At 44.1% G+C, this 19,533-nt stretch carries 16 protein-coding genes; 8 read left to right on the forward strand and 8 right to left on the reverse strand.

The genetic code is table 11. The features are described from left to right. Positions 1-25: 25 nt before the first annotated feature. Entirely contained in the window at positions 26-1,150 is a 1,125-nt protein-coding gene (gene dinB, locus NO992_RS03510) for a DNA polymerase IV (protein WP_371374386.1), read from the reverse strand. Between the two features lie 152 nt (positions 1,151-1,302). Here dinB and NO992_RS03515 point away from each other — a divergent pair, with 152 nt between their 5' ends. The 4 genes from NO992_RS03515 (at position 1,303) to NO992_RS03530 (ending at position 4,240) form a co-directional block, all read left to right on the forward strand. After that, a complete protein-coding gene (locus NO992_RS03515) occupies positions 1,303-2,355 on the forward strand; it encodes an aldo/keto reductase (RefSeq protein WP_371374389.1) in 1,053 nt (350 codons plus the stop codon). 86 nt (positions 2,356-2,441) lie between these two features. Continuing rightward, positions 2,442-2,954, forward strand: coding sequence for an NUDIX hydrolase (locus NO992_RS03520; protein ID WP_010374683.1), 513 nt, complete (start codon positions 2,442-2,444; stop codon positions 2,952-2,954). 73 nt (positions 2,955-3,027) lie between these two features. Beyond that, a complete protein-coding gene (locus tag NO992_RS03525; RefSeq protein WP_010374681.1) occupies positions 3,028-3,717 on the forward strand; it encodes a hypothetical protein in 690 nt (229 codons plus the stop codon). Positions 3,718-3,757: 40 nt separating this feature from the next. After that, positions 3,758-4,240 (forward strand): NYN domain-containing protein, encoded by a 483-nt coding sequence (locus NO992_RS03530; RefSeq protein ID WP_253105588.1) that lies wholly within the window; start codon positions 3,758-3,760, stop codon positions 4,238-4,240. A gap of 83 nt (positions 4,241-4,323) precedes the next feature. On the opposite strand, the gene NO992_RS03535 is transcribed toward NO992_RS03530, so the two are convergent. Further along, entirely contained in the window at positions 4,324-5,034 is a 711-nt protein-coding gene (locus NO992_RS03535; RefSeq protein WP_010374677.1) for an SIMPL domain-containing protein, read from the reverse strand. A 145-nt stretch (positions 5,035-5,179) separates the two neighbouring features. Here NO992_RS03535 and NO992_RS03540 point away from each other — a divergent pair, with 145 nt between their 5' ends. Next, positions 5,180-7,849 carry a GNAT family N-acetyltransferase gene (locus NO992_RS03540; protein WP_371374394.1) on the forward strand — a complete coding sequence of 890 codons (2,670 nt, stop codon included), beginning with the start codon at positions 5,180-5,182 and terminating at the stop codon, positions 7,847-7,849. Positions 7,850-7,881: 32 nt separating this feature from the next. Continuing rightward, positions 7,882-8,829, forward strand: a complete 948-nt coding sequence (locus NO992_RS03545) for an ion transporter (RefSeq protein WP_371374397.1) — start codon at positions 7,882-7,884, stop codon at positions 8,827-8,829. A gap of 9 nt (positions 8,830-8,838) precedes the next feature. Here the strand turns inward: NO992_RS03545 and NO992_RS03550 are convergent, their stop codons facing one another. From NO992_RS03550 to NO992_RS03560, 3 genes are read right to left on the reverse strand one after another with little or no spacing between them, the layout of a single operon-like run. Then, positions 8,839-13,305, reverse strand: coding sequence for an EAL domain-containing protein (locus NO992_RS03550; RefSeq protein WP_371374401.1), 4,467 nt, complete (start codon positions 13,303-13,305; stop codon positions 8,839-8,841). Between the two features lie 19 nt (positions 13,306-13,324). Next, positions 13,325-13,750: a GNAT family N-acetyltransferase gene (locus tag NO992_RS03555; RefSeq protein WP_371374404.1), complete on the reverse strand. Its 426-nt coding sequence runs from the start codon at positions 13,748-13,750 to the stop codon at positions 13,325-13,327. Beyond that, entirely contained in the window at positions 13,750-13,953 is a 204-nt protein-coding gene (locus NO992_RS03560) for a DUF3283 family protein (protein ID WP_010374667.1), read from the reverse strand. The genes NO992_RS03555 and NO992_RS03560 overlap by 1 nt, the downstream gene beginning before the upstream one ends. Before the next feature lie 170 nt (positions 13,954-14,123). Between NO992_RS03560 and NO992_RS03565 the strand changes: the two genes are divergently transcribed. Further along, entirely contained in the window at positions 14,124-14,813 is a 690-nt protein-coding gene (locus NO992_RS03565) for a hypothetical protein (protein ID WP_253105592.1), read from the forward strand. On the opposite strand, the gene NO992_RS03570 is transcribed toward NO992_RS03565, so the two are convergent. Continuing rightward, positions 14,797-15,048: a DUF1289 domain-containing protein gene (locus NO992_RS03570; protein ID WP_371374407.1), complete on the reverse strand. Its 252-nt coding sequence runs from the start codon at positions 15,046-15,048 to the stop codon at positions 14,797-14,799. The two genes, NO992_RS03565 and NO992_RS03570, sit on opposite strands and share 17 nt — an antisense overlap. A gap of 307 nt (positions 15,049-15,355) precedes the next feature. After that, positions 15,356-16,555: a tyrosine--tRNA ligase gene (gene tyrS, locus NO992_RS03575; RefSeq protein WP_371374410.1), complete on the reverse strand. Its 1,200-nt coding sequence runs from the start codon at positions 16,553-16,555 to the stop codon at positions 15,356-15,358. Positions 16,556-16,706: 151 nt separating this feature from the next. Here tyrS and NO992_RS03580 point away from each other — a divergent pair, with 151 nt between their 5' ends. Next, positions 16,707-18,047 carry a peptidoglycan DD-metalloendopeptidase family protein gene (locus NO992_RS03580; protein ID WP_010374659.1) on the forward strand — a complete coding sequence of 447 codons (1,341 nt, stop codon included), beginning with the start codon at positions 16,707-16,709 and terminating at the stop codon, positions 18,045-18,047. Between the two features lie 61 nt (positions 18,048-18,108). Here the strand turns inward: NO992_RS03580 and NO992_RS03585 are convergent, their stop codons facing one another. Then, positions 18,109-19,422 (reverse strand): M20 family metallopeptidase, encoded by a 1,314-nt coding sequence (locus tag NO992_RS03585; RefSeq protein WP_371374413.1) that lies wholly within the window; start codon positions 19,420-19,422, stop codon positions 18,109-18,111. Positions 19,423-19,533: the final 111 nt, after the last annotated feature.

Consider the following 19,533-nt stretch of genomic DNA (forward strand, 5'->3'; position numbering starts at 1 on the left):
ATCTTTTAGTCTAGGTAGGTCAGAATTAGCCATCAAAAAGTCCCAATTGAGCTTGCGTGTTAGACTTTTCATTTAGTCCTAAATGCAAGCCCACGAGGCGCACGGGTTTAAACTTTTGCCGTGACATCGCCTCAATCAATAATTCCTCGAAAACGGGCAAATCAATATGCTGGTATTGGCATTCTTTGGTGGTTTGGGTGAAATCGTAAAACTTCACTTTAACGCCAAGCTTATTAAAGCCGCGCTGTAAATAAGGCTGTGCTCGGCGAGTCAGTTCAGGTAACAACTTTTCTTTTATGACTTGTTTTAAGGTATCAAGGTCGAGCGTGTCTTCTGCAAATGTGGTTTCAACGCCTATCGATTTGCGCACTCTATCGGTCTCAACTCGGCGCTCATCAATACCTTGACAACGCCGCCATAATACAGCGCCAAACTTGCCAAATGATTGGCGTAACTGAATTTCAGACAGTGCCTTAATATCTCGGCCATACTCAAGTCCCATGGCTAGCAAACGTTGTTGAGTCACTTTACCTACACCTGGAATTTTTTTAAGGGGTAACGCATCAATAAAAGCGCTCACTTGGTGAGGCGGGATAACACACTGACCATTAGGCTTGTTTTCATCGCTGGCAATTTTGGCTAAAAACTTGATTGGCGCAATTCCCGCTGAAGCTGTAAGGCCCGTTTCTGCAAATATATCCGCTCGGATCTGCTCGGCAATAAGCGTTGCACTGCCATTACATTGCTGACACTCAGTGACATCTAGATAGGCTTCATCCAAAGACAGTGGCTCAATGAGCTCAGTATAACGGGCAAAAATAGTTCTAATTTGTTGCGATATTGCCTTATATACCTCCATTCTCCCCGGTACAATCACCAGCTGAGGGCAGAGTTTTTTCGCTTGATAATTCGACATGGCCGAGCGCACGCCATATTGCCGAGCAATATAGTTAGCCGTGGATAGCACCCCACGATGACTCCGCCCACCAATCGCCATCGGCACTGTTGCAAGCTCGGGGTTATCGCGCATTTCTACCGATGCATAGAACGCGTCCATATCAATATGAATAAATTTACGCACGTTAAAACACTGTCTAAATAAACAGTGTTTATTATGTGCTAATTTTCCAACTGTTGCAATCTTGAACATAAGCCTTAGTGTTCTGGGCTATACTTGTGTGGATGTCTGTTGCAAGTTGCACTGCAAAACAGAGATAATGCTAACAATATCAATACAGTTCAAAGTACTAAATCCGTTACTTTGGCTATATTTAATCATTCAGCAATCAATCAGGAGCCTGCATGAAGTACTCACGACTTGGTAGTAGCCCATTAGAAGTTTCGCGCATTTGTTTAGGAAGCATGACTTGGGGCGTACAAAACAACCAGCATGATGCCGACGAGCAAATCAATTATGCACTAAGCCGTGGTATTAACTTCATTGATACCGCTGAAATGTACGCGGTCCCTCCCTCACCTGAAACCTATGGTAAAACCGAAGCCATCATTGGCAATTGGCTAAAGCGCCACCAAGAAAAGCGCGAAAAGCTCGTGCTTGCAACCAAGATTGCGGGAAGCGGTTTGCCTTGGATCCGTGAAGGCGGCCCTATTACGGGACAATCAGTGATCCAAGCGGTGGACAATTCTTTAGCGCGCCTGAATACCGACTATATCGACCTCTACCAACTACATTGGCCAAACCGTACTTCACCGCACTTTGGTAAACAATGGCCAGGTATGGTGCCTTTGAGTGCGCTTGACCGCGACGAAGAACGCGCTGGCATGCTAGATATTTTAGAGGGCCTAGCGAGCTGTATTAAAGCAGGTAAAATTCGCCATTGGGGTCTTTCTGATGATACGCCTTGGGGCATTCACACTTACCTTAATTTGGCGATGCAGCACAACCTACCTAAGCCGGTTTCAATTCAAAATGAGTTTAGCTTGCTACATGCCAAAGATTGGCCTTACTTAATTGAGAGCTGCGTAAACGAAGATATTGCCTATTTACCTTGGTCGCCGCTGGCTGGTGGGATGCTGAGCGGTAAATATTTAGGGGGCGCAAGACCTGAAGGCAGCCGCTTTACCTTAGTGCAAAGACAAGGCCTATTTAGAGACACGCAACTAGCGCAAGAAGCCGTTGCAAAATATTTAGAGATCGCCAAAGAATTTAATATGACTGCAGCGCAACTGTCGCTAGCTTGGTGCAATCAAGTCGATGGCGTGACTTCAACTATTATTGGCGCGACAACCATGGCACAGCTTAAAGAAAATATTCAAGCGTTTGAACAACCGCTATGTGCAGAATCTTTAGCCGAGATTGATACGGTATTTAAAGCGTACCCTGCTCCGTTTTAATATCTTCATTCGCGATACGCCGCTTTTACGCTGGCGTATCGCTTTGTAAACCCATTTTTGTTACCTAGATCGAAGTTAAAACCCCCATGCAAAGCTTAAACAACAATCCAGTCACTCCACTTCAAGGTAGCTGCTTTACCAGAAAAACTACTCGCGCCATTGTCCTTAGAGACAACGACATCCTTATGCTTTACACCAAACGTTATGATGATTACACCTTGCCAGGTGGCGGCGTCGACGAGGGTGAAAGCTTAGAAGCGGCATTGGAGCGCGAGCTAAAAGAAGAAACGGGTGCCGTATCCATCACAGGTTTGACTCCTTTTGGTCGCTACGAAGAGTACCGCCCTTGGTATAAACCCGATCATGACAATGTGCATATTATTTCTTATTGCTACGTTTGTGAGATTTGTGGCGAATTTGATGCGCCAGCTATGGAGGATTATGAACACGCCAATGGTATGAAGCCGGTGTGGATCAACATAAACCAAGCCATCGCGCATAACGAAGCAAAACTAAATGATGCAAATAACAAAGGGATGTCCGTATTACGTGAACTCACTTTGCTAAAACACATTTCCGCGCAATTAGTCACAGATTAATTTGCCTATTGAGGGAACAATTAAGTCTTTATTAAGCTCTAACTCCGCATGACTCAAGGATTTAATAAGAATAATGCGGCTGCTCCAACACAACCTGATTAGTTTCACCATTATCGCCTCTATTGTGCTGCATCTACTGCTCGGCTGGTATCTGCAGCAAAGTATTTATATCCCCTCAAAGCCTGTAGAAATTAAGGCAATGAAAACCTATTTGGTTATTGAGCCTGCCAAGCCTAAGATGGAGCGCATTGAGACACCGACGATAACTGAAGATAAGCCAGTAGAGGAGTTAAAACCGACGCTGCCGGACGATACAGTTGAAGTACTAAAAACTGCGCAAGCAGAACAAAAAAAGCCTACGGTTGAAAGTACAACTAAGCACATAACCAAAGCAGCGGTCGTCACGCAACCTAAAAAATTAGACCATCGCAAAGCAATCTCTCAATTTCGTCAGCAACTTTTAGAGCGCGTTCCGAGTGACGTTGTACTCAGCCAAAGCCAAGAAAAGCCGCAGCGGATCACCGTGCCTAAAACGCATCAAACCACTGCTGCGAGCATGCAAAGAGAGCAACTCGAGTCTACGTCTCAATACACAGTCTACCGGGAAAATGGCCTGTGTTACGCTGAAGTTAGGCCCGACCCAAGCATTCCTACACCGGAAGGATTAAATAAGAATTGGCGTACTGCGCCTCGCCCTTGCGATGGCGGTGCCATTAAAAAAGCCTATGACGCCGCAATGAGTAAATGGCTAAACAAACGCTAATCTTGCTATCATAAAGCAAATCTATTGCGAAGAGTCCATTATGGAAAAAGTCACCATTTTAGTTGACGCCCAAAATGTTTATTACACCACCAAGCAAGCCTACCAAACAGGCTTCGACTATAATTCGTTTTGGCGCAAAGCGACGGCTAATCGCGAGGTATATCAAGCCATTGCCTATTCCAGCGAACGGGGTGACGACAAGCAAAGACAGTTCCAAAATATCTTGCGAGCGATTGGCTTTGAGGTGAAGTTAAAGCCTTATATTCAACGTGCCGATGGCTCCGCAAAATGTGATTGGGATGTTGGCATTACCATTGATGCCATGGAATGCGCGTCAGGATCCGATGTGATAATTCTAGTTACTGGCGATGGTGATTTTGATTTACTCGCGAATAAGCTCAGAGATAAATACCATACCCGAGTCGAAGTTTACGGCGTGCCGCAGCTTACCGCCGCTTCACTGATCCGTGCCGCCAGTGAGTTTATACCAATCGAAAACGAATTGTTGATTGGCAAGAAATAAAAAGCAAAGCTCCTTGATAGCAGCGGCTTTGCTTGTTGACGAATTCGTCACTTTTGATTGCTTGGTTGTGCAATACACGCGTTTTAATCCGATAAGTAATATTCCACGCTCGTCACAACACGCACGATTTTTATCTGTGGCGTATTACTGTCTCTGTCGCGAATACTAAATTGTCCTTGCCTTGCCGATTTTATTTTGCCAAGCACAGAGTCGGAATCTTTAGCAAATTTGACCGCCACTTCTCGAGCTTTTTGTGTGGCTTCTTGCACCATTTCAGGTTTAATATCATTAAGACCAGTAAACAAATATTCAACCCGATTTTGATAGTCGTCTTTGGTGATAGCAATACCTTGTTTGGCCAGCTCACTTAACTGCCCTAGTGCTTGCGAGACTTTATCTGGATTATTGGAGTACACAGTCACACCGGCTTTTGCCACATAGCGAAATCCTTGATTGTTTTGACCGTACTCTTGGGCGTATTTATCCGTAATGGAAGGCGCTGATATCGAAAGCTCTGAAGCATCAAAGCCATGCAAGGTTAAGAACGCGCGGATCGCCGCATTTTTCTTTTCCGTGCGCTCCACCAAGGCTTCCAGATCGTTATCTGCATCACGATAAAATACGGGCCAAATCACCGTGTCTGCTGTTACTTCCTTTTCCGATAAGCCTTTTACACTTACCGTTCGCTCCATTCCTTTTACTTCTAGAATGGTCGATTTTACCATCCAACCGCTCACTACCACCGCTAGTGATAGCAAAGCTGCAGGAGCCAAATATTTACTCATAGTAGACATATCTCTGTCCTCAACGTTACGCCTCAGTCATAGTTTTCAAACAATTATTAAGGGGATAGATCAAAGTCTACCTTAATTGCACTCGAAAACCGCGAGCAAAATGGTAGAGTGGTGCTTATGAGCTGCGGCTGAACTAGGAAACAGTATGAGCGTAAAGCGTATTAGCCAATTTTTTAACCCCCAATCCATCGCGGTGATTGGCGCCTCTAACAATCCTGATCGCGCCGGCTTTATCGTAATGCGTAACTTGCTACAAGGCGGCTTTAAAGGGCCCATTATGCCCGTCAGTCCAAAGCATACCGCCGTGCATGGGGTGCTCGCCTACAGCGCCATCAAGCAGCTCCCCAAAGTCCCTGATCTCGCTGTTATTTGTACCAACAAACAAACCTTAGTGCAAATCATCAATGAACTTGGTGATATTGGCTGTCAACATGCAATCATCATCGCGGCGGGGCTTGATAATCAGCACAAACAACAATTAAAAGAAGCTGCCAAAATAGCGAAAGTCACTTTACTTGGTCCTAATTGTCTCGGTTTACTCATTCCTCACTTGGGTATTAATGCCAGCTTTTCTCATACCGTTGCAGCGCCCGGTAAGCTTGCTTTTATTTCACAATCGGCGGCGGTATGTTCAACCATACTGGACTGGGCACAACATAAAAAAATCGGCTTTTCTTACTTTGTTTCCGTTGGGGACTGCCTTGATATCGATTTCGACGAACTACTTGATTTCCTTGGACGGGATCCAAAAACCCAAGCTATTTTGCTTTACATTGATAATATCGACGATGTTAGGCGCTTTATTTCTGCAGCTCGAGCCGCTGCATTTAGTAAGCCTGTCATCGCCATAAAAACCGGAAAAACCAAGGCTGGCGCAATCGCTGCGCTGAATCACACCGGCGGCAATACCTCCGATGACGCGGTTTATGATGCTATGTTCCAGCGTGCTGGTATGCTGAGGGTAAACGATCTTAGGGAACTATTTGCTGCCACTCAAACCCTTGCTTTACACCCCAAATTGCTGCAAGTAGAACAGCTGACCATTTTAACCAATGGCGGCGGCCCAGGCATTATGGCCGTCGATACCTTACTACAGAACTCAGGCAAACTGGCGGTGCTAAGCGAGCAGACCAAGCAAGCGCTCAGCGCCCTGATCCCACAAACGGATCATGCTTGTAACCCTATAGATATTTTTGGTGATTCCTCGCCAAAACGTTACCAACAAGCACTAGAAATTTTATTAAAGGCTGACGAAGTCAAAAACTTATTGATAATTCATACTCCTTCAGCGCTTGCGCCAAGTACCGCTTATGCCGAGATCATTGCACAGACCCTAGCCAAAATTCCAAAAATGGCACGCCCTTATGTGATGACAAACTTTATGGGTGAAGAAGCGGCCTACGCCGCAAGGCTTGTATGCGCAAATGCTAAGATCCCAACTTATCGCACCCCAGAAGGTGCCGTTGGCGCCTTTATGCACTTGGTGAGCTACCGTCGAAATCAAAAACATCTCACGCAAACACCTGAGTCCTACAGTGATGAAGGCCAGCTGCAACACCTGCAAAGCAAACGTTTAATCAATGACTTTTTAAATTCAGGTGCCAATAAACTCGCGACCCATTTGGCTTCTCAGGTGCTGGCTAATTACGATATAGAATGTATAGAGACACAAATCGCACTCACCCCCTCAGAAGCAAAAGAGCAAGCTCAGCAGCTTGGTTTCCCCGTTGCACTCAAACTGATAAGCCATGATATTCCTTCTAAATCGGAAGTGGGTGGGGTTGTACTCAACCTCAACGATGCCGAAGAAGTAGAACAAACCGCATTTTCGATGTTACTACGGATCCGTGAGGCTGCCCCCGAAGCTGAAATAGAAGGTTTCTCTTTGCAACGCATGGCAAAACGCGCTGGTGGACAAGAATTACGGATAGCGGTAAAAACCGAACCCGGTGTCGGCCCTGTTATTTTACTGGGTGAGGCGGGCACTGGGCTTAATTTCTCGCAAGCTGCGGTGGCATTGCCGCCACTGAATATGAACCTTGCAAAGTACCTAATTGCAGCCGCCCATGATAAAGGCTTTATCAAAGAGCGGGCACTACCTGAAAAGGTCGATAAATACCGTTTATGCGCCCTACTCACTCGAGTGTCTCAAATGGTAGTCGACCAACCCGATATCATTGATATGGAGCTCAATCCTATTTTGGCCTGCTCGGGTCAGTTCCAGGTGCTCGACGCCAGTATTACGCTAAGACGATACGAGCCAGTATCTGGCCGTAAACGCTTGGCCATCCGACCTTACCCTCGAGAACTGGTAAAAACCGTGACGTTAAAAGATGGCCGCCCCGCAACCTTGAGACCTATTCGTCCTGAGGATGAAAGAGCGCACCAAGAGTTTGACCAGTCTTTAAGTAAAGAAGATAGATATCGCCGCTTTTTTGGTGAGTTGCCACAATTTAATCATGAACAGCTCGCCAAAATGACGCAAATTGACTACGACCGGGAAATGGCGTTTATCGTCACTGTACCTAATAAGTCGAGCTATCAAACGCTTGGAGTATCACGCGTGCTGATGGACCCAGATAACCAAGTGGCTGAATTTGCCGTAGTGGTACGCTCAGATTGCCAAGGGCTTGGGCTTGGACGCATACTCATGGAAGCCGCTATAAAGCACTGTCGTAAACAGGGCGTACAAAGCATTGAAGGGATCACCCTGCCTGAAAACAGCGGTATGATAGGCCTTGCCAAAAAGCTTGGATTTACCGTATCTCGAGATTTTGAGGAAGGCACCATTCAGATGGTGTTACACTTAAACTAAACACAAAAAAGATAAGGGATGCTGGCAACTTGATGCAACTTCACATCAGAGAAAAAACGGCTGCGGTGCTCGAGGCTACAGGGCAATATCGAAAACTTGGGCGCGCAGTTGATATCTTCCTCATCACCCTGATTTTAACCAATGTCGTCGCTATCGTGTTGGAATCTGAGCGCGACTTAGCAAGTGTGTACCATCACTACTTTCTAACCCTAGAGTTAGTCAGTGTGACCATCTTCGCCATCGAATACTTACTGAGGTTTTGGTGCTGTGTCGATAAGCTTGATTACCGCCAATTGGATATACCCAATTGGAAAAAACGCCTAAAGTATCTGATATCACCGCTGGCAGTGATTGATCTCATCGCTATTTTACCAACCATATTAATGGCCTTTATCACCTTTGATCTGCGCTTTTTACGTGTTATTCGATTACTCAGGATCTTTAAGCTGACGCGCTACTCTCGAGCCATGCAGTTGCTGCTCGCAGCATTTAAAGAAGAGTCAAGCTCATTACTTGCTGCCTTTTTCATTATGAGTGTGGTGCTTATCATGGCCTCTTGCGGAATTTATCTTATTGAACACGATGTGCAACCGGATAAGTTTGGCTCCATTCCCAAAGCCATGTGGTGGGCGATGGCCACTCTAACTACCGTGGGTTACGGCGATGTAGTGCCTATCACCCCGCTCGGGCAATTTTTTGGTGGCCTTATCACTTTACTCAGTATGGGCATGGTCGCGATCCCCACAGGCCTCTTGGCTTCAAGCTTTGCGGACCAAATGCGCAAACGTCGAGATGCGTTCAATGAGGCTGTGCTGCATGCATTAGTCGATGGCGATGTCGACAAAAGTGACAGAGCCCATTTAGAAGCGCTTCGTATTGAGCTTGGCTTAAGCCAATTGGAAGCGAACCAAGCAATTAAACTAATGAGCAGTCAACGCGTCCATCATATGTACTGTCGCCACTGCGGTAAAAAGCTGTAGCCAAAGAGGCTACAGCGATGTTTCAAAGAGTAATTGCGCTACCTGTTCACCACTAATCGCCGAGCTGAAGCGATAGCCTTGATAATAATCAACTTGCTCAGCTTTAATTCGCTGATACTGTAGGTCGTTTTCCACCCCTTCAGCGACACATTTTAATCCCAGTCCATGCGCTAAATTTACACATGAGCGAATGATTAAATAGCTTTCAGGATCCTCAGCAATTTGTTGTACAAAGCTTTTATCTATCTTGATGACATCAATAGGCAATTGTTGCAGATAGGTCAAAGAGGCGTACCCCGTCCCAAAGTCATCCATATAGATACGACAGCCTAGTGCTTTTATTTCTTTCATCACTTTCACGGCGCTATCAACGTTAGAAAGCAATGCGGTTTCCGTTATCTCAAAAGCCACTGAGTGACCAGACACTTTACTGCGACTTAGCGCCTGTTGAATATTATCGACCAAGCTCGAGGATTCAAAATCAATGGCGGATAGATTAATAGATATATACAAATCGCGCTCAATGGTTTGCCAGTGTCTCAATTCAACCAATGCCCGAGAAAGGGTTTGTAAGGTAAGCTCGGTAACTACGCCTGCATGTTCAGCTGCTAGCGCATACTCCTGAGCGCAAAACTCACTATTTTCAGGCCAACGTAATAGCGCTTCAAAGCCAAGCAAGGTATCACTTTGTACATCGACAATTGGCTGATAATGATTACTAAATTCACCATTTTTGAGTGCTCGCATAAGCGCTTGTTCGACTTCACGAGAACGCCTAACCTTGCCATTCATCTCTTCGCGGAAAAACTGATAACTAGAAATTTGTTGTACATTAACATGCTCAAGAGCCGCCTTAGCCGCTTGATTGAGCTCAAAAGCGTCGGACGCATCATCCGGGTACATTGCAATTCCTATCGTAGGTTGCATCTGCACAGTATGTCCAGCGGCCTCCAAAGGTGTGCTAAATGAGTGAACTAAACACTCTACATATTGATGCACCTTTTCAGGGTTATCGAGATGCTCCATCAGCACATAAAACGACTTATCATGCCCCGTTGCTAAACTGTCTAATTCTCGGAAGCAACAGCGTAGCTTTGTTGCAAGCAGTGGAAGCAGCTCGGCCACAAAGTCTGCACCATAAATATCGTATAGATTCTGTAAGCGATTGAATTTGATTACCAGTAATGCAAAATGTGTCTCTTGAGCCTGCGACTGCTTGATAGCATGCTGCACTCTATCCATCAATAACGCTTTATTCGGCAACTTTGTCTGTAAATCGTAGTTAGCGAGCTGATATAGCTCTTTTTCAGTACGCTTTTGTTGGCTAATATCGGTTAGCACCACGACATAACTGTATAGTTCGCCATCACCATTTGCCACGGCACTAATCTTAATCAATACGTCTCTTTCATCACCATTAGGCAGACTAACGACTTCTTCTGAACTCAAGTGTTGATGTACTGCCAACGCCAACGTTTGGCGTAGATACATCATCCGCTTTTGTCTCGACATCCCAAGTTTTACCGCAGTGCTTGATGACGGGATAGAGTCAAGATTAAAGGCATTTTGCATCGCACGATTACAAGCCTGGATACGTAGTCTTTTGTCTAAGATCATAACCCAGTCACGGGTCTGCTCAAACGCAGCCCCAAATAATGCGGCACGCTCTTCAAATAAACGTTCACGCGTTAAGTTGGTATAGGTGCCAGCCACTTGTGTGGGATTACCTTCATCCCACTCGAGTACCTTGCCAAAATCCTTATACCAACGCCACTGGCCTTTGCTGTCTTTTAATCGATAAGTACAGTCGATAAACCCTTTGTTCGTTGTGACGAACTCAAGCCACTGTAAACGGAACATGGCTCTATCCGAGGGATGTATCTTTTGCAGGTAATCGTCCAAGCCGACACTCTCAAGCTCGTAGTCGAGCTCCGTAACTAATCGAGGCTGATAGATTAACGTACTACCCGCATGCCACTCCCATACGCCGGAGTTACTTCCCTCTAGCGCCATTTTCAACCTAGCTTCGCGGTCTTGTGTTTCCTTATGAGCGGCAAGAATAAGTTGCTCAACACGATACTTTCGATAGCTCCAAAGAGACAGTAGTAAGAGCGTGAGAAACACATATCCAGCAATCGCAACGGGTGAACGCCACGCGGGATAGTTTACATTAATGGTTAATTTTGCAGGCGGCGTATAATCGCCCGTTAATGGGTCTTTGGCCCACACTTTTAACGCATATTCACCGGGATTAAGTTTAGGAAATACCACACGATTTTGATTGCGGCTCAAGATCTTCTGACCACCGGATATTTGATACTCATAAATGATCCGATCCTGATAGCTAAATGCCATCGCAGAGAATGACACTTCGAGTCCAATATCGTCATGTTCAAGTTCAATGTGATCAAATTGCTTTAATCCAGCTTTTTGATTTGGCCGAGAAATTAAATCCACGCTGGTGATATTAACATGATCAAGTAATGGCTTTTTAGGCCGATTGTCATCAGGAGAAAACACCACAAACCCTTTTAACATACCATACGCAATGCGACCATCTTCCAACATCACGGAAGCACCACCATTAAATTCATTAGAAAGTATGCCATCCTCGGTGGTGAATTGTTGTAAGTGCAAATTATCCGGATCTAGACGCCAAATTCCCTTGTGAGATGACATCCAAATCATTCCTTCTTTGTCTTGGCGCATTTCATACATCAAAGTATCTATTTTATGGGCTTTTAAATCGATGTTATAAATCGGCTCATAACCGTCCAGCGTCAGACCAATCAAACCAAAGGATGATAACGACAACCACAAGATATTATTTTTATCTATGGTATAGGTGGTGATATCAACCGCTAAATGCTTATTTGCCTTTGGCGCTTTATAGATCTCAGTTAGCGTTTCCAACTGCGGATCATATTGCAGCAATACGCCAGCATAGTAGTAAAGGGGTTTAAGCGGTTCGTTTGGAAGTGGTGGGTAGAAGCCATAAGTAAGAAACGGATCGACATTTTCAAATGACTTCGTCAGGTGTGTCAGCTCTGCTGTATTAATATCATAAACGAACATCCCAATGTCACTATTTACGAAATAAAACTTACCATCAGCTAACAACTCCCCTCCTTTCACAAAGGAGGTCAGTATCTCTTTATCTTCTGGGTTATTAGCCTTGGGTCTTGTCACTTCATGAGTAATAGGGTCAAAGACAAACAATCCTTTCACAGTTGTTAGCCAAAGCTTATTGTTATACTCCGCAATCTTCCAGATAATAAACTCTGAGAGAATTTCGTCACCCAAGTAACCCTTTAGAAACTGTTTAGTCTCTCTGGTTTTTGGGTTGTATCGTGTTAGGCCGTCATTTGTTGCCAGCCACAAGAACTGATTAGATTCATGCATTGCCCAGACATTACTGTGAGAAAAACCTTCACCTTCAACGGTAAGATCGCTAACGTTGTCAAACGCCAGCGTGCTGTCTGGTAAGTAAAATGCACCATCTTCTTTAGTCGCAACCCAAAGCCCACCATAGTTGTCTTTAACAATATCGATAACACTGGTATTTGATGGTAAAAATACGCTTGTAGACAAGCGTTTATCACGAACCGCATTGCCATCTTCAATCGTGTAATAAACAAGACCTTTATCGGTACCAAGTAGCAAGGTGTGTTCATCATGTCTGAGCATTTTCCATATGTTTAGCTCAGGAAGCAGCGTTTTAAACGGTACCTCTGCGTCAAAATCTTTTAGTAATTGAGAAATATCTAGCTCGTACATCCCCTGAACCGCTCCCACGAGCAAGGTATCTTGGTCTAAAATAAATAGTGATTTAGTATTTGTTTGATAGGGATGTGCAATGGGAGCAAGGTGGTCAAGGGGTCTTAGTTTTTTCGTTGTTAAATGATATGCAAACAAGCGCTCTGAAGTGGCGATAAACAAGATGTCTTGATGTTGATAAACGGCACGTATAAAACCGCTTTCTTCATCTAGCGGTAAAGTCACTTCACTCTCAAGTTTGCCTGTATGGATATTGAGGATAGCAACATCATTGGTGCGTACAACCCACATATGGTCATCATCTTTGGTCAAAACGATATTAACCAAATTGGAATAAAACTCGTCCTCTGTGGAGGGGGGTTCTATGTACTTTCTATACTCGTCTTTCATCGGGTCGTATCGCAATAAACCCGCGATCCCCGTGGTGATCCAAATGCCACCAAGGTTGTCCTGGTAAATATAATTCACTTGCACTTTATCAAGCACGCCATCTGGTCCATTCACGTCCAGCACTTGATAACCGTCGTAACGGTTAAGTCCTCCTTCGGTAGAAAGCCACAAATAGCCCTGCTCATCTATGAGCAACGTATTTACGTAACTTTGTGATAATCCTTCCGCGGGTGAAAGTCGAGAAATTTGTGCAGCATTTACCAATGCAGTAAATAGGCAAATACAAAATATAAAACACAGGCGAAACATAAAAAGCCGAGGTTGTTAACTAGACGTAATACATTGCCACGAGTTGACGATTTTGTCCAAGATAACTAGATAAGCGAGAAGCAAGTTCAGGTGGTAGCTCTCGTGAATTGCTTTGAAACCCTAGTGCACTGTAAAAGTCATGAAGATGACAGTAAGCAAAAGTATAAATTATCTGCTGTGGCTGCTGACTACGAAACTGTGCAATAACGGTTTCAATTAGTTTCTTCGCAATGCCTTGTTTTCTATGTTGTGAAGCAATATAAACGCCCACCAGCAACCAATATCCGTCTACCGGCTGCAAACGACAAGCTGCGATAATTTCATTGCTATTTTTTGCAACCCAAACTTTGTCGTGTTTTGCAGCTCGTCCCCGCGCCTTATGTGCAGCATAAAACTTATTAACAAGCGGCGTCATTACGGCTGGGAGCAATTCAATTGTCAGCATCAAGCAAGCATTAGACTCAGGTAATACTCAAACTTTTGCTTTAGCGTATCCTGTTCAGACAACGGCCTTTGATTGATGGTGTCATAAATCGCTTCTCTACTTTTTTTGCCTCGTTTTATTTGGTAGGCCCAAAACGACGCCTCATACTCTAGTTGAATTTGGTATTTTTCTTGTCTAGGTAGCAAACACAGGTTATAGCTCATTACGCATCATTCAATTTTAAGCAAAGGAAAGCCCAAGTGTATCACAAGGCAGTCTGTCTATTGCAGCAAAATCTAGTTTTGATTAAAGCGCGATAGCGTGCCCTTTATTGTAAAAATTATGTATACTTAAATGCATAAAAATCGCTGAGTGACCCACCGAAGGAGTTGGATTGAAAGCCGTATTACTGTGTTTACTAATGATTATTTCAACTGTTGCACACGCCGCGAATGAACTGCCAAAAGTTATGCGCTTCAATAAACCACCGCAAACTCCACAAGCGCTCTACGTGATAGAGCTGATGGAAATGGTTTATCAATCTCTCGGGATAGAGTTACGCCTTGAGGAGTTTAATCATAAAGGCTCTTTAATTGCAGCCAACGCAGGAAACTTAGACGGACAGCTAGCTCGAGTTGCCAGTGTGGAGAATGAGTATCCAAACCTGCGCCGTATTGACTATCCTTTATTTCAGTTTAATTTACAGTTATTCACCCTATGTGCTCACTGCAAGCTTAACGAAATCAAATCTTTAACGGTCCGCAGCGGCTACCCTGTCGCAACTACTTATTTGGCTGAACACCATACCACAGCCTATGTTATTGGCGTTAAAAGCGCGGTGGCGCAGCTTAACTTAGTCATGCAGAAACAGGTTGAAGGTGCATTAATACTCGACTTTCACTTAAAGCCACATCTAAAGAACATAAATGAAGAAACATTACAGATAAAAAATTTAGCCGTCGTTGAAAGTTTCCACTTTGTACATAAGCGTAACGAACAACTAGTTCCACTTATCAAAGCAAAGTTAGAGGAGTTTGAGCGACAAGGAATAATAAAAATGCTTAAAGCTAAATATCAAATTTAAAGTTTTCCCCTTTTTGATCATCATCCATATGCTCTGATTTTGACTTTCGTTGCAGATACCTTTTATAACGTTGCTGACACAACAAGATAACTTTACGCTTTTGCTCGTTATTCAAATTATTCCACTCAAAGCGCTCCTCGCGACTGCGATAGCAACCTTTACAATAACCGCGATTATTTACCTGACAGATCCCCTTACACGGACTTGGGATCTCGAATATCTCAATTTGTTCCATGTATGCGCTACACCATTAACCCTAACCTAAGCATACTGGCTAGGGTAAACTCTGCCAAGGTGTAATTCTGATAAGCTTGCTTGCATTCAACAACACTCAAATAATGTTCATGCTCAAAATCAATCAAGGTTTGAAGGCGATTTTTGCAGCTTAATTAAAAATAAAGTTTGCGTGGGAATAGGCGAAATTGAAGCGGGAATTGACTTGTCTTGAAAAAGAGCGATAACCGCTCTTTTTATATCTCAAATTACAAAGGCTAGTCACTCGCTAGCCTAGCCTTTTTAAGATGAAGTGTAGGCAAACTAATTTAGTTTACCGTTACTTTCGCAAACTTACGCTTACCTACTTGGTAGATTTCACAAGAACCTTTAGTAACTTCTAATTTAGTATCTGTTACTTTGTCTTCGCCGTTAAGTTTTACTGCGCCTTGCTTGATCATGCGCATCGCCTCTGAAGTACTTGCCACTAAACCTGCTTCTTTTAGCAAGTTAGTGATAAACGTGCTTTCACCTTCGATAGTTACCGTGACTTCAGGGATCTCATCAGGTAAGGCATTTTTCTGGAAACGCTTGATAAAGTCTTGATGTGCCGCTTCAGCGTCAGCTTCACTGTGGAATCGAGCAATCATTTCTTTTGCAAATTCAATCTTAATGTCACGAGGGTTACGGCCGCCCGCAACTTCTTCTTTAAGTTCAGCGATATCATCCAGTGTTTTTGCACTTAGTAATTCGTAGTAACGCCACATTAAATCATCAGAAATCGACATCACTTTACCGAACATATCGTTTGGCGCGTCAGTAATACCGATGTAGTTACCTAATGACTTAGACATTTTCTGTACACCGTCGGTGCCTTCAAGTAACGGCATCATCAGTACTGTTTGCGGCTTTTGCCCTTCGTCTTTTTGTAGCTCACGACCCATTAATAGGTTGAAGCGCTGATCGGTACCACCGAGCTCAACATCCGCCTCTAATGCAACCGAGTCCCAACCTTGAACCAGTGGATATAAGAATTCGTGGATTGCGATTGCTTGACCATTTGCATAACGCTTTTTAAAGTCGTCGCGCTCAAGCATACGTGCCACAGTTTGACGTGCAGCAAGCTTGATCATACCGGCAGTGCCTAGCTTTTCCATCCACTCAGAATTGAATGCAACTGTGGTTTTAGCAGGATCAAGGATTTTGAAAACCTGTTCTTTGTATGTTTCTGCATTTGCCAGTACATCTTCACGAGTGAGTGGCTTACGAGTTACATTCTTGCCCGTTGGGTCGCCAATCATACCGGTGAAATCACCAATCAAGAAAATCACCTCATGGCCTAAGTCTTGAAAGGTTTTCATTTTATTGATTAGCACTGTGTGTCCTAAATGCAAATCAGGCGCTGTTGGATCGAAACCCGCTTTAATACGTAGTTTTTTACCTGACTTCAGCTTTTCTTTTAATTCATCCTGCAACAGAATTTCTTCTGCACCACGGCTAATCTCTGCAAATGCAGTTTCTAAATCCACTATTCTCACTCCAACAGCTATAACTTGTAATCGCTCGATTCTAGCCTATATTTATCCGAGTTTAAATGCACAAAACGCTGGTATTACGGGTTTATTACGTATATCCTGCAATATTATCTACAATAATTCTTGACAGCAGAAAAGGCGCATTATGGTTCATGTGGTTCATAAGCTCCCCAAAAAGCACAAAGTGCTCATCATCGGCTTCCTATCTGCGATGGTCGGAATTGCCCTGATCCCCTCTGAAAAAGCAACGGCTTCAAAAGACAATGACGGAAAAGCTTTAGAAGTTGGGAAACGTTACGAGTTGCCAGTAAAAATATCAGAAAAAACAGAGCAACTTACTGAATTAGATGCAGCGCCAGTCATCACGCCTGAGTCTGCCCCTAAACAACCTGTATTTGAATTTAAAGACCACGAAGTGAAGTCTGGCGACAGCCTAGCTGTGATTTTTAAACGCGCAGGTTATTCTGCCAAAACGTTACACAATCTGGTCAATACCAACGCAGAAACCCGTAAGCTGACTAAAATCCACCCGGGAGAAGTGCTTAGCTTTGCTAGCAATGATGGTGGTGAATTAGCTCAATTAAAATACATCTTGTCAAAAACGGATACCTTATTGGTTACCCTAAACGACGAGGGTAGTTACGAAACCAAAATCGAAAGCAAAGAAATCGAAAGTCGCGAAAAATCAGCCGGTGGCGAGATCAGTTCCAGCTTCTGGAGCGCCGGTATTTCCGCGGGTCTTAGCGAACGTCAAATAATGAACTTCGCCGATATTTTTGGTTGGGATGTCGACTTTGCAAACGATATTCGTAAGGGCGACTCTTTCGCATTAGTATTTGAAAAGCACTATGTAGACGGTGAAGAAATCGGTAATGGTAAAATTATTGCTGCCGAATTTATCAACCAGGGCGAGCGTTACAGCGCGGTTCGTCATACTGATGACGAATTCTATACCCCTGAAGGCCGTAGCATGAAAAAGGCTTTCTTAAGAGCACCGGTTAACTTCAAATATATCAGCTCCAGCTTCAATCCGCGTCGCCTTCACCCGGTGACTGGCCGAGTATCGTCTCACAATGGTATAGACTATGCGGCACGCGTAGGCACACCGGTGGTTTCCTCTGGTAACGGTAAAGTACTCAAGTCAGGTTACAATAAACTCAATGGTAACTATGTGTTTATTCAGCACGGCAGCAAGTATGTGACTAAGTACTTGCACTTGAATAAACGTGCAGTGAAGACAGGTCAAAAAGTGAAGCAAGGACAGAAAATTGGTACTGTCGGCTCAACTGGCCGCGTTACGGGTCCTCACCTTCATTATGAGTTTTTGGTGAACGGCGTACACCGAAATCCTAAAACGGTAAAACTGCCGAAGTCTGAGCCATTACCTCAGTCTGAGCTCGCTAAGTTCAAACCCATTGCTGATGCGATGCTGGTAAAACTAGAGCGCAATAGAGAGTTAATGCTTGCAGCAGCAAACAAAGACTAAAAACTAAAAAGGTAGCCAAGGCTACCTTTTTACTATGCGAGATAAAAATGCTAGATAAAGCTTATTTTTGATTAAACAAAGCAAGTGCACTATTGCTCATCGCTCTTACTCCTGTTGCGATGGCGATAGGATAATCTGGCGCAAATTTACTAGAATGCAATGAAGGTAAAGGCTCACCGCTTTTTTGTGCCGCATCGAATACCGCTTGATTAACACCGCCTAGCCAAAAAATTGTAATTGGTACATTGTCATCAGTACGGCCATATAAGCCGAAATCTTCACCAGCCATCACAGGCTGAGACTGTTCAACATTTTCTGCACCAATTTCCTGCTTAATGGCGCTAGTTACAAACTCAGCCAACTCGGGGTTATTATACGTAGATGGAATGCTTTCGCTTTCATGAACGATAACCTCAGGCACAAGACTGTCCTCCAATCCTGCACTTTGTGCTATGCCTGCAGTCAGGCGTTTGATTGCCGTAATTTGTTGCTCACGTACATCCGGATTATAAGAACGTAGCGTCAATTGTAGCTTCACTTCGTTTGAAATGATGTTGTGCTTAGAACCACCGTGAATAGAGCCTACTGTGATCACCGACGGTTCTAACGGAGATATCTCTCGTGATGTAATGGTCTGTAGTCCCATAACAATTCGCGATGCCAGTACCACAGGGTCGATGGTAGTATGTGGATAGGCCCCATGGCCCCCTTTCCCCTTAACTATGATGTCAACTGAATCAACATTAGCCAGAGCATAACCCGGTGCGATCGCCACTTTACCGGCAGGAACCGCAGCACTTACATGTAAACCAATAACATGATCGGGTTTAGCAAACTGAGTATACAACCCTTCCTTTAACATGGCTTTTGCGCCGCCACCCACTTCTTCAGCGGGTTGAGCTACTAACATCAATGTACCTTGCCATTTTTCCTTGTTAGCCATTAGCTGTTTTGCTGTGCCGATTAAACTGGTCATATGGATGTCGTGACCACAACCGTGCATCACACCAACCAAATTCCCCGCATCATCTTTCACCTTTACTTTTGACGCGTATGGCTTCCCTGTTTCTTCAATAATTGGCAAACCATCGGTATCGGCTCGGATCATCACCGTTGGACCATCACCGTTTTTCAGCATGCCGACAACACCAAAACCACCCACATTTTCAGTCACGTCATAACCTAGTCTGCGCATTTCATCCGCCAAACGCCCTGCTGTTTTTTCTTCTTTATAAGAGAGCTCAGGGTTTTGATGTAAATGTAGGTATAAAGATTCAAGTTCAGGCATAGACTCTGCAACTTGTTGTTTCAAATTGGCATTCGCATGCCAAGACAAAGTGGCAATGAGGCCTAATGCCAAGGGAGATAAGCGCATAAGATAGACTCCTTTTTGTTTTTTTCAGGATGCGGGTTTATTGGGGGAAAATCAATCATATTTATATTTTAATCCTTTCTATTTTACCAAGCTTTGCTACGCTTAAAGACA

It is taken from the genome of Pseudoalteromonas sp. DY56-GL79 (assembly GCF_041414765.1).
GTDB lineage: Bacteria > Pseudomonadota > Gammaproteobacteria > Enterobacterales > Alteromonadaceae > Pseudoalteromonas > Pseudoalteromonas piscicida.

Bases quoted from the DNA above. Each gene is read 5' to 3' on its own strand.
- NO992_RS03560 (WP_010374667.1), bottom strand. From the start codon at position 13,953: ATGAGCTATAACCTGTGTTTGCTACCTAGACAAGAAAAATACCAAATT.
- NO992_RS03570 (WP_371374407.1), bottom strand. From the start codon at position 15,048: ATGGAACAAATTGAGATATTCGAGATCCCAAGTCCGTGTAAGGGGATC.
- NO992_RS03515 (WP_371374389.1), top strand. From the start codon at position 1,303: ATGAAGTACTCACGACTTGGTAGTAGCCCATTAGAAGTTTCGCGCATT.
- NO992_RS03585 (WP_371374413.1), bottom strand. From the start codon at position 19,422: ATGCGCTTATCTCCCTTGGCATTAGGCCTCATTGCCACTTTGTCTTGG.
- NO992_RS03530 (WP_253105588.1), top strand. From the start codon at position 3,758: ATGGAAAAAGTCACCATTTTAGTTGACGCCCAAAATGTTTATTACACC.
- NO992_RS03525 (WP_010374681.1), top strand. From the start codon at position 3,028: ATGCGGCTGCTCCAACACAACCTGATTAGTTTCACCATTATCGCCTCT.
- dinB (WP_371374386.1), bottom strand. From the start codon at position 1,150: ATGTTCAAGATTGCAACAGTTGGAAAATTAGCACATAATAAACACTGT.
- NO992_RS03580 (WP_010374659.1), top strand. From the start codon at position 16,707: ATGGTTCATGTGGTTCATAAGCTCCCCAAAAAGCACAAAGTGCTCATC.
- NO992_RS03555 (WP_371374404.1), bottom strand. From the start codon at position 13,750: ATGCTGACAATTGAATTGCTCCCAGCCGTAATGACGCCGCTTGTTAAT.
- NO992_RS03540 (WP_371374394.1), top strand. From the start codon at position 5,180: ATGAGCGTAAAGCGTATTAGCCAATTTTTTAACCCCCAATCCATCGCG.
- NO992_RS03520 (WP_010374683.1), top strand. From the start codon at position 2,442: ATGCAAAGCTTAAACAACAATCCAGTCACTCCACTTCAAGGTAGCTGC.
- NO992_RS03545 (WP_371374397.1), top strand. From the start codon at position 7,882: ATGCAACTTCACATCAGAGAAAAAACGGCTGCGGTGCTCGAGGCTACA.
- NO992_RS03535 (WP_010374677.1), bottom strand. From the start codon at position 5,034: ATGTCTACTATGAGTAAATATTTGGCTCCTGCAGCTTTGCTATCACTA.
- NO992_RS03550 (WP_371374401.1), bottom strand. From the start codon at position 13,305: ATGTTTCGCCTGTGTTTTATATTTTGTATTTGCCTATTTACTGCATTG.